Consider the following 11,681-nt stretch of genomic DNA (forward strand, 5'->3'; position numbering starts at 1 on the left):
TTTGCGGGGACACAAGGGACCAGGCAATCCGGTCAGGTCCCCCGAGCCGCAAACGGCTCTCTCATAGGCCCCCATCGCATCGGGTGATGGGAGTGAAGGAAATCAAATGTTCGACAAGCAGACAGTCAGCATCGAATGGGGCGGCAAGACGCTGACCCTGGAGACGGGCAAGGTCGCCCGCCAGGCCGATGGCGCGGTGATCGCGACCCTCGGCGAAACCGTGGTCCTGTGCGCCGTCACGGCGGCCAAGACGGTGAAGGAAGGGCAGGACTTCTTCCCGCTCACCGTCCACTATCAGGAAAAGTTCTCCGCCGCCGGGCGCATTCCGGGCGGCTTCTTCAAGCGCGAGCGCGGCGCCACCGAGCGCGAGACGCTCATCAGCCGCCTGATCGACCGTCCGGTCCGCCCGCTGTTCCCCGAGGGCTTCTACAACGAGATCAACGCGATCTGCCAGGTTCTCTCCTATGACGGCGAGAACGAGCCGGACATCGTCGCGATGGTCGCCGCCTCCGCCGCGCTCACCATCTCGGGCGTGCCCTTCATGGGCCCGATCGGCGCGGCCCGCGTCGGCTACGAGAATGGCGAGTACATCCTCAACCCGACCGATGCGCAGGTGGAAGCGGGCGAGCTCGACCTCGTCGTCGCCGCCACGCAGGACGCGGTGATGATGGTCGAATCCGAAGCCAAGGAGCTGTCGGAAGAGGTCATGCTCGGCGCGGTGATGTTCGCGCACAAGGCCTCGGCGCAGGTGATCGACGCGATCATCCAGCTTGCCGAGAAGTCCGCCAAGGATCCGTGGGAGCTCGCGCCCGTCGAGGACAAGTCCGCGACCATGGCCAAGCTGAAGGACGCGATCGGCGCCGATGTCGCCGCCGCCTACAAGCTGACGGACAAGCAGCAGCGCCAGAACGCACTCAACGCCGCCCGTACCAAGGCGCGTGAGGCGTTCGCGGACCTCAAGGAAAGCGATCCGGCGCAGTATCTCGGCACGCTGAAGCTCGTGAAGAAGCTGGAGGCGGAGATCGTCCGCGGCCAGATCCTGAACGAGGGCGTGCGCATCGACGGCCGCGACACCAAGACGGTGCGCCCGATCGAGGCCGAGGTCCACTTCCTCCCGCGTGCGCACGGCTCGGCGCTGTTCACCCGCGGCGAGACGCAGACCATCGCCACCACCACGCTCGGCACGCGCGATGCCGAGCAGATGATCGACGGACTGAACGGCCTCTCCTACCAGCATTTCATGCTGCACTATAACTTCCCGCCCTATTCGGTCGGCGAAGTGGGCCGCTTCGGGGCGCCGGGTCGTCGCGAGATCGGCCATGGCAAGCTCGCCTGGCGCGCGCTGCACCCGGTGCTGCCGACCAAGGAGGAGTTCCCGTACACGATCCGCGTCACCTCCGACATCACCGAGTCGAACGGCTCGTCGTCGATGGCGACGGTGTGCGGCGGTTCGCTGTCGCTGATGGATGCGGGCGTGCCGCTGAAGCGCCCGGTGTCGGGCATCGCGATGGGCCTGATCCTGGAAGGCGACAAGTTCGCCGTCCTGTCGGACATCCTGGGCGACGAGGATCACCTCGGCGACATGGACTTCAAGGTGGCCGGCACGTCCGAGGGCATCACCAGCCTGCAGATGGACATCAAGATCGCCGGCATCACCGAGGAGATCATGAAGGTCGCGCTGGCACAGGCGCATGACGGCCGCGCGCACATCCTGGGCGAAATGGCCAAGGCGCTGGGCGAGACCCGTTCCGAGCTGTCGGCGCACGCGCCGCGGATCGAGACCTTCTCCATCGACAAGTCCAAGATCCGTGAAGTGATCGGCACCGGCGGCAAGGTGATCCGCGAGATCGTCGCCACCACCGGCGCCAAGGTCGACATCGACGACGAGGGCGTCATCAAGGTGTCCTCGTCCGATCCGGCGCAGATCGAGGCCGCGATCAAGTGGATCAAGGGCCTGGTCGAAGAGGCCGAGGTCGGCAAGATCTACGACGGCAAGGTCGTCAACCTGGTCGATTTCGGCGCGTTCGTGAACTTCATGGGCGGCAAGGACGGCCTCGTCCACGTCTCGGAGATCAAGAACGAGCGCGTGGAGAAGGTCTCCGACGCCCTCAGCGAGGGCCAGGCCGTGAAGGTCAAGGTGCTCGAGATCGATCCGCGCGGCAAGGTGCGCCTGTCGATGCGCGTCGTCGACCAGGAGACCGGCGCCGAGCTGGAGGACACCCGTCCGGCCCGCGAACCGCGCGAGCCGCGCGGCGACCGTGGCCCGCGTCGTGAAGGCGGCGGCGACCGCGGCGATCGCGGCCCGCGTCGCGAAGGCGGCGACCGCGGCGATCGCGGCCCCCGCCGCGACCGCGGCCCGCGTCGCGAAGGTCCGACCGGCGGCAAGGACGAAGGCCCCGAGCCCGAGTTCGCCCCGTCGTTCCTGACCGGCGATCGCGACTGATCCACGCCGCAAGGCTGGCAAGAAGGGGCTCGGTGCCAGCGCACCGGGCCCTTTTTCGCGCGCGACGCCGGTGGACGTCTCGCGCCGCTGCGTCGCGTTCCGCGCACGCGCGTCCGCAAGGCCGGCGAGCGGCATTGGCGACAAGAAAGGGAGAATGGCGCACCCGACAGGATTCGAACCTGTGGCCTCTGCCTTCGGAGGGCAGCGCTCTATCCAGCTGAGCTACGGGTGCGTGAGGGAGCCGGTTAGCAAAGCGCGGGACGGTGCGCCAGTGGTTTTGCGCTCCGCATCAGGCTTGCCCGGCCGCCCGCGTTCCAGGCGGCGGGGTCTTCGGCTCGAAGGGGCAGAGATCGGCGACCACGCAGCGCCAGCATTCCGGCCGTCGCGCCTTGCAGACATAGCGGCCGTGCAGGATCAGCCAATGATGTGCGTGCAGGCGGAAAGGCTGCGGCGTCGCCTTGTCGAGCTTCAGCTCCACCGCCAGCACGGTCTTGCCCGGCGCCAACCGCGTGCGGTTGCACACGCGGAAGATGTGGGTGTCCACGGCAAAGGTCTCCGCCCCGAAAGCGGTGTTCAGCACCACGTTGGCGGTCTTGCGACCGACGCCCGGCAGCTTTTCCAGCGCCGCGCGATCGTTCGGCACCTGTCCGCAATGGTCGGCGATCAGCGCCTCGGACAGGGCGATGACGTTCTTGGCCTTGGTGTTGAACAGGCCGATCGTGCGGATATGCGCCTTCAGCCCGTCCTCGCCGAGCGCCACCATCTGCTCGGGCGTGGTCACGTCCGCGAACAGGCGGCGGGTGGCCTTGTTGACGCCGGCGTCGGTCGCCTGCGCCGACAGAACCACCGCGACCAGCAATTGGAAGACGTTGCCGCTCTCCAGCTCCGTTTCGGGATGCGGATTGTCGGCGGCCAGCCGGCTGTAGAATTCGACGATCCGGGCGCGCTTCACAGGTCCAGCACGTCCGCCATGCGGTAGCGTCCGGCCGGCTTGCCCGCGAGCCACAGGGCGGCCGTCACCGCGCCGCGTGCGAAGATCTCGCGGCTTTCGGCACGATGCGCCAGTTCCAGCCGCTCGCCCGGCCCTGCGAAGAACACGGTGTGGTCCCCCGCCACGGTGCCCCCGCGCAGGGAGGAAAAGCCGATCGTCTCCTCCGCGCGCGCGCCGGTGAGCCCCGCGCGACCGATCACCGCCGTATCGGCCAGCGTCGTCCCCCGCCCCGCGGCCGCCGCCTCGCCGAGCAGAAAGGCGGTGCCGGAGGGCGCGTCGACCTTGTGGCGATGATGCATCTCGACGATCTCGATATCCCATTCCGGGCCGAGCCGCTCCGCCGCCTCGCGCACCAGCCGGGCCAGCAGCGTGACTCCGAGCGAGGTCGTCCCGGTCTGCAGCACGGCGACCTCCTCGGCCGCGGCATCGATCATCACGTGGTGCGTGGCGGAAAGCCCCGTGGTGCCCACCACGATCGGGGTGCGGGCCAGCCGCGCGGCGGCCAGGTTCGCCTCCAGAGCGGACGGCGCGGTGAAATCCACCAGCACGTCGGCGTCATGGGCCAGTTGCACCCGGTCACCGCCCGAATCCACCGCACCGGCGATCGTCGCCCCCAGATCGGGCACGATGGCCGCGATCGCCTGCCCCATGCGCCCCGCGCTGCCGATGATGCCGATCGCGGTCATGGATGCGTGCCTTTCGTGTCGCCGTGCGCGCGTTCCTAGGCGAAAGCGCGGCAATGGTGAACCTGTCCTGCGCGGGGTTTGTTGCAAGCCGGTGATGATGATCGCCCGCCCCTCCTGAATGGCGGCTAAATGCTTCATTCCGCACGCATTCAGGACGGCCAGGCTATCCCGGCAACAAGCTGACGGGGCCGTGCGTTTGCGGAGGAGCCATTCGCGTCAGCGATGAGGAGATAGACATGAACAGCATGGTGAAGAAGGCGGTGCTGGGGCTGGCGCTGGGCGCCACTGCGCTGACCGCAGCCGCGCCGGCCGAGGCGCAGCGGTACCGCGGGTATCGCGGCGGCTGGCATCACCGCGGCGGCGATGCGGCGGGTGCCGCGATCCTGGGCGGCATCGTCGGCCTGGGCGTCGGCGCGGCCATCGCGTCGAGCAACCGCGACCGGTATTATGACGGCTATTACGACCGCGGCTATTATCCGCCGCCCCCGCCCCGTCGCGGCGGCTATTATGCCCGCGATTATTATTATGACCGCTATCCCGCCTGCTACACGCAGCGGCGCTTCGATCCCTATTACGGGCGCAGCGTGCGGGTGCGGGTCTGCAACTGACCGTCCATCGGATCTGAGAACGGCGCGGGAGGCGACTTCCGCGCCGTTTTCGCATCTGGCGCACAGGCGAGACTTGGGCCAAAAGCCGCGCCATGACCGACACGCCTCCCGATCGCCTTTCCGTCAACCCGCGCAGCCCCTTCTTCGACCAGGAGGTGCTCCAGCGCGGCATCGGCATCCGCTTCAAGGACAAGGAGCGCACCGACGTGGAGGAATACAGCCTGTCCGAAGGCTGGATCCGCGTGCAGATCGGCAAGAAGGTGGATCGCCACGGCAATCCGCTGACCATCAAGCTCACCGGGCCGGTGGAAGCCTGGTTCCAGAACCCGCCGGCCGGCGAGGTTTCCGGCGAGGGCTGACCGCGATTACCACGCGTTAACGGCTTTGGCTGCAGGAACGGGGGCCACGCCGTTGCACGAGTGCCTGCCGCTTGCCTCCTTCCCGTTCCCTTTCCTCCAGAACGATCGCGCCCGTCCTCGGCAAGCTGGCGCTCGCGCTGGCCGTTTTCCTGTTGATCACGGGCGGCTGGGTGGGAGCCCAGCTGCGCATGGCGGCGAACGCGCCGCTGCCGGATGTCGTCGGAACCGGACGCGGTTGCCCCCTTTGGTTCGTTGGCAGTTCGTCCATCTACCGGTGGAAGACGCTTGATCGCGACATGCCGTCATGGTCGGCGCACAACCGCGGGATCGGGGGAGCATTGCTGCCCGAGCTGACCCGGCACCTGGCGCACGAGCCGGAGTCCACACGCGCGCCGGTCGCCATCGTCTTCTACGCCGGGGATAATGATATCGCGAAGGGCGCCTCGGCGGAAAAGACGGTGGCAGATTTCCACGCGTTCCTGGCGGAGAAAGATCAGCGGTTCCCGCGCGTGCCGATGCTGGTTCTGTCCATCAAGCCAAGCCCGAAGCGGGCGGCGCTCTTCGGTGTGCAGAATGCGTACGATGCCGCACTGCGCCGGTTGGCGGAGCAACGGGCGGATCTGACCTTTATCGATGTAACGACGCCGATGCTGGTGAACGGCCGACCAGGCCCCTATTTCATCGCAGACGGCATCCACATGGACGATGCCGGCTACCGCATCTGGACCCGCCACGTGCAGGCCGGCTTGCAGCAGGCCTTGCCCGCCGGGGCACTGGCCCGCTGCGCCCGCGCGCAAGCGCCACCTCCGTCGATCTGACAGCGATCGTGCGCGCGCAGGACAGCACGGGGCGTGTAGACGGGCTGGATGCAGCCCGTGCCCTGCTGATGCTGCTCGGCGTGGTTCTGCACAGCAGTTCGTGGCAAGAGCCCCGCGTTCTGTTCGACGCCATCACGCTGGTGTCCCACTCGTTCCGCATGGGGGCGTTCTTCGCGCTCTCGGGCTTTCTGGCTGCCGTCGCGTTGCAGCGGCGATCACCGCGCCTGTGGTTGCAGCGCCGCCTGGCACGGCTGGGCGTTCCTGCGGTCTTCGGCCTGCTCGTCCTGTGCCCGCTGACCGGGTGGGTTCTCTCGCACCGGCCGCCCCATGCCAGTTGGGGCCCTCCCCTGCCCTATGACTGGTACCATCTGTGGTTCCTGGTGGCGCTGCTTCTCTATACGCCCGTGTTCTGCCTGCTCGACGGGTGGCAGCGGCGAAGCGGCGCACTGGATCGGGCAGTCTCGCTGCTTGGCCGCCCGCCGGAACTAAGCCGCACCCTGCTGCTGATCGGACTTGCCTCGTTTGCCCTCATGCTGCTGGCGATGAGCCTGGTAAAGGCAGCGCTGCCGATCGCCTATTTCCAGAGCTTTTCCGAGCTGCGCAACGTCCTCGGCTACCTGCCAGTGGCGCTGTTCGGCTTCACCCTCGCCCGCTCGGAAGCGCTTGGACGCGCAAGCGAGAACTGGCGCGTACCGATGGTGTTCGTGGGCGTGACGGCGGCAACCTATGTTGTCTGGTTCCTGCTTGTCTCGCCACTCGTCCCGCCCGATGCCCGGAACATCCTCAGCCACCTAATCGCGCTTGGCGGCGCGGCCTTCTGCCCGCCGGCCGCGTTCCTGCTGCTGTTCGGCGCGGCGCTGCGCGTGCGGGCCGTGCCAGCGGTGCTCAAGACCGTCGCCGACGCTTCCTTCACGATCTACCTCCTGCATGTGCCCGTGATCGCCGCGATCAACATCGGCTTCGCGCGGGTCGCCTGGGATCCCTATTTCGAGTTCGCGATCACGGTGGTGCTCAGCAGTTCGCTGACCCTGGCGTTCCACCAGCTTGCCGTGCGCCGCTCCCCTTTGCTCGCTTTGTTGCTGAACGGGGTGCCGCTCCCCCGATCAGTGGACGAAACGCGCCACCACGTCGCGGTAGCTGCGGCTGACCTTGACCTGCGCGCCGGAGCCGAGGACCAGGAAGCACTCGCCATTGGTATGGGGCTTCACCTCCTTGACGAGGTCGAGATTGACGATGGTGGAGCGGTGCACCCGCTGAAACCGGCGGGGATCTAGCCGCTTTTCCAGATCCTTCATGGTTTCGCGCAGGATCAGCGTGTTGTCGCCGGTATAGATGCACATGTAATCGCCGGCCGCGTCGATCCGCTCGATCGTGTCCACGTCCACGCGGAAGATCTGCCCGCGATCCTTGATGTTGATGAGCTTCTCGAAGCGATTGGCGGCCACCTGATCGCCGCCGCCACCGTCCGCCAGGTTCTCGGCCGCTTCCGGCGCGACCTCCGCCAGCACTTCCTTGAGCTTCTCGACCTCTTCGGCGCCACGCTTCTCCGACAGGCGCTGGCGCACGCGATCCAGCGTGTCGGCCAGCCGCGCCTCGTCCACCGGCTTCATGAGATAGTCGACCGCCTGCGCCTCGAACGCCTTCAGCGCGTGATCCGAATAGGCCGTCACGAAAACGAACAGCGGGGGCTCCACCTCCATGAGGCCCTGCACCACCGAAAAGCCGTCGAAACCGGGCATCTGGATGTCCAGAAAGACCAGGTCGGGCTTGTGCGTCTTGATGGCGCGGATCGCCTCGCGGCCGTTCTGGCACTTCTCGACGATCTCCACATCGTCGAACGCCTGCAGCCGCAGCTGAAGCCCCTGGATCGCCAAGGGTTCGTCATCCACCAGGATCGTGCGAATCGTCATCAAAACCTCTCTTCTCGCGTCCGGACGCATCGCGCCCGGCCGCCTGAACCATTCGCCCCCATCCTTCCGGCGCGCCCTGCTCGCGCCGAACCTCCTATCCCCGCTCCGGCTCGTCGAGCTGGAACGGTATCTCGATCTCCACGCCGAACCCGCCATCCGGGATCGATCGCGTTTCGAACCGCTGGTCCGGGCCATAGGCCTGGACCAGCCGGTCCCTGATATTGGCAAGCCCCACGCCGGTTGAAAGGCTCGGGCCAACTTTGTGTTCCTGCAAGCCCGGGCCGGTGTCGGAAACGGTGATCTGCACCCTGTCTCCGGCGAGCCGCGCGACAACGGCGATCTCGGCGCCTTCCTCTTGCGGCGTCACCGCATATTTGATCGCGTTCTCGACCAGGGGTTGCAGCAGCAGCGACGGCAACCGTGCCCGCTCGGCGCGCGGATCGACCTCGAACACGGGGCGCAGGCGATCCTCGAACCGCATCTTTTCGATCTCGAGATAGAGCTTCAGCGTTTCCACCTCCTGCGCCAGCGTGACGTGCGCGGTGGGCTCGTTGGCCAGCGTGTAGCGCAGGAACGAGGACAGGCGCGACAGCATCGCATTGGCCTTCTGCGTTTCCTTCAGCAGCACGAGCGTGGAGATGGAGTTCAGCGTGTTGAACAGGAAATGCGGGTTGAGCTGATAGCGCAGCATCGCGAGCTGGGCGGAGCTCGCCTGCGTTTCCAGCGCCTGCATCTCGTCGATCTGCTGCTCGACGATCAGGTAGAAGTTGATGCCGAAATAGAGCGCCGACCAGCCTGCCAGCACCGTGAAGTTCAGGAACACCGTGCCGAGCACTAGGCTGAGGTCCAGTTGCGGCCCCGACAGGCGCAGGAACGAGAAGGAGAAGGCGTCCAGCACGGCATAAAGCACGGTGGCGCCCAGCAGCGTCAGCACCGTCAGGATGATGCCGGTCAGCCGCCCGAGCCGGCGGTAATAGCCGTACAGGGTGGAAAGCAGCAGCGTGATGCAATAGCCGACGATCGACTCGATCACCACCGGCACCAGCAGGTCCAGCTTGGGGCCGTTGTTGAGGCTGGAGACGCTGCGCAGGATCAGGTAGCCGGTCCAGCCCGCCGCCTGCAACGTCCAGAAAGCGCGACTTTTCTGTTCGAAGAAAGGCCGGGCGAACAACGGCGGACGCGGCAGCCCGCTGGCGGAGGGCGCGATTGGCAGCGCGGCGGAAACGGCCTCGGTCATGCCCGGCGACCCTTACACGGGCGCTCCGCGCTGTGCAAAGCGGCTCCGGCGGGCGTCCTCGATCGCAGTCGGGCCGGGATCAGGCGGACGCCGCGGCCAGCGCGAGCACGCGCTCGGAGGCGACGAGGTGCAGCCGCTCCACCATGCGGCCATCCACCCGGATCGCCCCCTTGCCGGCCGCTTCCGGGGCGGCAAAGGCGGCAACGATCGCCCTTGCCTCGGCGATCTGCGCCTCTGTCGGCGCAAAGGCGCGGTTGGCGGCGGCGATCTGTGCGGGATGGATCAGCGTCTTGCCGTCAAAGCCGAGCCGCGCACCCTGATCGCACTCGGCGACCAGCGCTTCCGTTTCGGCCAGCACGTTGGAAACCCCGTCCAGCGCCGTCAGCCCATGGGCACGCGCGGCGACGACGATCGCGGCGAGGTGCGGCAGCAGCGGCATCCGGTCCTCGCCCGGCGTGCAGCGCAAATCCTTGGCCAGATCGTTGGTGCCCGCCACCAGGCATTCCAGGCCGGCCACGGCGGCAATGGCGGGCAGGGCCAGCACGGCCGCAGGCGTCTCGATCATCGCCCAGATCGGCAGGTCGCGCAGCAGGGCCTGCGCATGGGTGATGTCGGCCGGGCGGGACACCTTGGGCAGCAGCACCGCGTCCGGCCGCGCCTCCCCCAGCGCGCGCGCATCCGCCGCGCCTTCGGGCGTCGTCAACGCATTGATCCGCACCACCACCTGCCGCGCGCCGAATCCGCCGCCACGCACCGCGTCCACCGCCTGCGCGCGTGCCTCCCCCTTGGCCTCCGGCGCAACCGCGTCTTCGAGGTCCAGGATCACCACGTCGCACGGCAGCCCCTGCGCCTTCTCGATCGCGCGACGATTGCTGGCGGGCAGGAACAGGGCGCTGCGATGGGGCTTGATCGTCATGCTGCCGGTATAGCGGCGGCGGAGGGCGGCGGAACCCTGTCCCTTGCCGCTTGTTCGCGCCCCATGACCAAGCCCCGCCTGAAACCCCTCGCCGACCAGGTTCTGGTCATCACCGGTGCCTCGTCCGGCATCGGCCTCATCACCGCTCGCCTCGCCGTGGAGCGCGGCGCCCGCGTGCTGCTGGTCGCCCGCGACGAGGCGAGCCTGCGCACGATCGCGGCGGAACTGGGCGACCGCGCCGACTTCGCGGTCGCCGACGTCGCCCATGCGGCGGAGGTGGAGGCCGCCGCGGCAAAGGCGGTGGCCCGGTTCGGGCGCATCGACACCTGGGTGAACAATGCCGGCGTCGCCATCTACGGAGGGCTGGAGCAGGTGCCCGAGGACGAGCACCAGCGATTGTTCCAGACCAACTATTTCGGCGTGGTCCATGGCTGTCTGGCCGCGCTGCCGCACCTGAAGGAGTCAGGCGGCGCGCTGATAACGGTCGCCTCGATCGCCGCGGACATCCCTTCGCCGGGCATGGGCGCCTATACCGCCTCGAAACATGCGGTGAAGGCCTATGTCGATTCGCTGCGGATCGAGCTGAACGCGCAAGGGGCGCCCGTTTCCGTCACCGTGGTGAAGCCGTCCGGCATGGCGACCCCGATCGACCAGAACGCGGCCAACCACCTCGACGGACAGCCGCTCATCCCGCCGCCCGTCTACGATCCGAAGATCTCGGCCGAGACGATCCTCGACGCCGCGGTGCGTCCGGTGCGGGCGGTGACGGTGGGCGGGATCGGCCGCCTGCAGGTGCTGTCCGGGTCGCTGTTCCCCGGCCTCCTGGCGAAGTTCGGCGGGCTGATGCTGCCCTTGCTGCTCGACCGCGATCGTCCCCGCCCGGCCGGCAACAATCTCGACCTGCCGCGCACCGACGGGGAGGAGCGCTCGCCGGTGGAGACCGGCCGATCGTTCAGCCTCTATCGCGAGGCGACGAAGCGCGGCGGCATCGTTCCCCTGCTGGGCGTGGCGGCGCTGGTGGGCGGCGTGCTGCTCGCCCGGCGCAAGCGGGACGGATGAGAAGAAGGCGGGCGCGGGGCCGGACCTGGTGAAAGCGGTGCGGCGGCTGCCCGCCGCACCAGCGCATCACATCGCGCTGACCATGTCGTAGTGCATCTGCACCACCGGCACGATCTGGGCGGCGACCGACTTCAGGTTGGTCGCGGTGCCGGCGCTCGAATAATCGGTGTGCAGCTTCAGCGCCTTCTGGTGCGCCATCTTCTGCTGCTGGACGTAGAGCGTGTCGCGCGCGGCGCCCTTGGCGGCACGCAGCGCGGCGAGCTTCTTCAGCCCGTCCGCATCGGGCATCGGCGGCATCGGCGTGAGCCCGTCCGCCTTCGCCGCCGCGGTCACGTCGGCCGTGGACTTTGTATGGTCGGTGACCATCTGGTTGGCGAAATCGCGCAGCTTGGCGTTCCTGGTGGTGGCCAGCACGAGCTTGCTCGACTGGATCTCATACTGGTCGCTGGCACCCGCCATCTTCACATAGGTGGCAGGCGTCATCGGCGCCTGTGCCTGGACAGCGGCAAGCGGAACGGCGGCAGCGGCCGCGAGCATCAGGAACCGGTTCATGAGTCACTCTCTCCCTAGCGAGAGTGGCACAACGCCGGGGGCCGGGGCGGCGTTCCGTGGCAGCCGCAGCTGCTTCGCGCGGGAAGGCCGTGCAGGCTGGAA

General features: G+C 67.9%; 11 protein-coding genes, 1 tRNA gene and 1 pseudogene. 6 read left to right on the plus strand and 7 right to left on the minus strand.

The genetic code is table 11. The annotated features are described in order from the left end of the window. The first annotated feature begins 106 nt into the window (after window positions 1-106). A complete protein-coding gene (gene pnp / locus DVW87_RS11390) occupies window positions 107-2,443 on the plus strand; it encodes a polyribonucleotide nucleotidyltransferase (RefSeq protein WP_114687864.1) in 2,337 nt (778 codons plus the stop codon). Window positions 2,444-2,598: 155 nt separating this feature from the next. Here pnp and DVW87_RS11395 read toward each other — a convergent pair. The 3 genes from DVW87_RS11395 to dapB form a co-directional block, all read right to left on the minus strand. Next, window positions 2,599-2,675: transfer RNA gene (locus tag DVW87_RS11395), tRNA-Arg, on the minus strand. A gap of 57 nt (window positions 2,676-2,732) precedes the next feature. Then, complete coding sequence (gene nth, locus DVW87_RS11400) at window positions 2,733-3,395, minus strand: endonuclease III (protein WP_114687865.1); 663 nt, start codon at window positions 3,393-3,395, stop codon at window positions 2,733-2,735. Then, window positions 3,392-4,120, minus strand: a complete 729-nt coding sequence (dapB, locus tag DVW87_RS11405) for a 4-hydroxy-tetrahydrodipicolinate reductase (RefSeq protein WP_114687866.1) — start codon at window positions 4,118-4,120, stop codon at window positions 3,392-3,394. Before dapB ends, nth begins: the two co-directional genes overlap by 4 nt. 236 nt (window positions 4,121-4,356) lie before the next feature. Between dapB and DVW87_RS11410 the strand changes: the two genes are divergently transcribed. From DVW87_RS11410 to DVW87_RS18325, 4 genes and pseudogenes are all read left to right on the plus strand, one after another. Beyond that, window positions 4,357-4,728, plus strand: a complete 372-nt coding sequence (locus tag DVW87_RS11410) for a hypothetical protein (protein WP_114687867.1) — start codon at window positions 4,357-4,359, stop codon at window positions 4,726-4,728. A gap of 92 nt (window positions 4,729-4,820) precedes the next feature. Then, window positions 4,821-5,087 (plus strand): DUF3297 family protein, encoded by a 267-nt coding sequence (locus DVW87_RS11415; RefSeq protein ID WP_114687868.1) that lies wholly within the window; start codon window positions 4,821-4,823, stop codon window positions 5,085-5,087. 71 nt (window positions 5,088-5,158) lie between these two features. Continuing rightward, the gene (locus DVW87_RS11420; RefSeq protein ID WP_114687869.1) at window positions 5,159-5,905 is read left to right on the plus strand and encodes a GDSL-type esterase/lipase family protein; all 747 of its coding nucleotides are present in this window, start codon (window positions 5,159-5,161) and stop codon (window positions 5,903-5,905) included. Window positions 5,906-5,913: 8 nt separating this feature from the next. After that, window positions 5,914-6,909 (plus strand): annotated as a pseudogene (locus tag DVW87_RS18325) (acyltransferase family protein); the annotation flags it as partial. Window positions 6,910-7,008: 99 nt separating this feature from the next. Here the strand turns inward: DVW87_RS18325 and DVW87_RS11430 are convergent. The 3 genes from DVW87_RS11430 to DVW87_RS11440 form a co-directional block, all read right to left on the minus strand. After that, entirely contained in the window at window positions 7,009-7,815 is an 807-nt protein-coding gene (locus tag DVW87_RS11430) for a LytR/AlgR family response regulator transcription factor (RefSeq protein ID WP_114687871.1), read from the minus strand. A gap of 94 nt (window positions 7,816-7,909) precedes the next feature. Then, entirely contained in the window at window positions 7,910-9,052 is a 1,143-nt protein-coding gene (locus DVW87_RS11435) for a sensor histidine kinase (protein ID WP_114687872.1), read from the minus strand. A gap of 79 nt (window positions 9,053-9,131) precedes the next feature. Continuing rightward, the gene (locus DVW87_RS11440; protein WP_181814810.1) at window positions 9,132-9,968 is read right to left on the minus strand and encodes an HpcH/HpaI aldolase/citrate lyase family protein; all 837 of its coding nucleotides are present in this window, start codon (window positions 9,966-9,968) and stop codon (window positions 9,132-9,134) included. A 63-nt stretch (window positions 9,969-10,031) separates the two neighbouring features. Here DVW87_RS11440 and DVW87_RS11445 point away from each other — a divergent pair, with 63 nt between their 5' ends. Next, the gene (locus tag DVW87_RS11445; RefSeq protein WP_114687873.1) at window positions 10,032-11,027 is read left to right on the plus strand and encodes an SDR family oxidoreductase; all 996 of its coding nucleotides are present in this window, start codon (window positions 10,032-10,034) and stop codon (window positions 11,025-11,027) included. 66 nt (window positions 11,028-11,093) lie between these two features. Here the strand turns inward: DVW87_RS11445 and DVW87_RS11450 are convergent, their stop codons facing one another. Continuing rightward, window positions 11,094-11,579, minus strand: coding sequence for a DUF4142 domain-containing protein (locus tag DVW87_RS11450; RefSeq protein ID WP_239017864.1), 486 nt, complete (start codon window positions 11,577-11,579; stop codon window positions 11,094-11,096). Window positions 11,580-11,681 lie beyond the last annotated feature (102 nt).

The organism is Sphingomonas aracearum (assembly GCF_003345355.1).
In the GTDB taxonomy this organism is placed as follows: Bacteria; Pseudomonadota; Alphaproteobacteria; order Sphingomonadales; family Sphingomonadaceae; genus Sphingomonas; species Sphingomonas aracearum.

Bases quoted from the DNA above. Each gene is read 5' to 3' on its own strand.
- pnp (WP_114687864.1), top strand. From the start codon at position 107: ATGTTCGACAAGCAGACAGTCAGCATCGAATGGGGCGGCAAGACGCTG.
- dapB (WP_114687866.1), bottom strand. From the start codon at position 4,120: ATGACCGCGATCGGCATCATCGGCAGCGCGGGGCGCATGGGGCAGGCG.
- DVW87_RS11410 (WP_114687867.1), top strand. From the start codon at position 4,357: ATGAACAGCATGGTGAAGAAGGCGGTGCTGGGGCTGGCGCTGGGCGCC.
- DVW87_RS11415 (WP_114687868.1), top strand. From the start codon at position 4,821: ATGACCGACACGCCTCCCGATCGCCTTTCCGTCAACCCGCGCAGCCCC.
- DVW87_RS11430 (WP_114687871.1), bottom strand. From the start codon at position 7,815: ATGACGATTCGCACGATCCTGGTGGATGACGAACCCTTGGCGATCCAG.
- DVW87_RS11435 (WP_114687872.1), bottom strand. From the start codon at position 9,052: ATGACCGAGGCCGTTTCCGCCGCGCTGCCAATCGCGCCCTCCGCCAGC.
- DVW87_RS11440 (WP_181814810.1), bottom strand. From the start codon at position 9,968: ATGACGATCAAGCCCCATCGCAGCGCCCTGTTCCTGCCCGCCAGCAAT.
- DVW87_RS11445 (WP_114687873.1), top strand. From the start codon at position 10,032: ATGACCAAGCCCCGCCTGAAACCCCTCGCCGACCAGGTTCTGGTCATC.
- DVW87_RS11450 (WP_239017864.1), bottom strand. From the start codon at position 11,579: ATGAACCGGTTCCTGATGCTCGCGGCCGCTGCCGCCGTTCCGCTTGCC.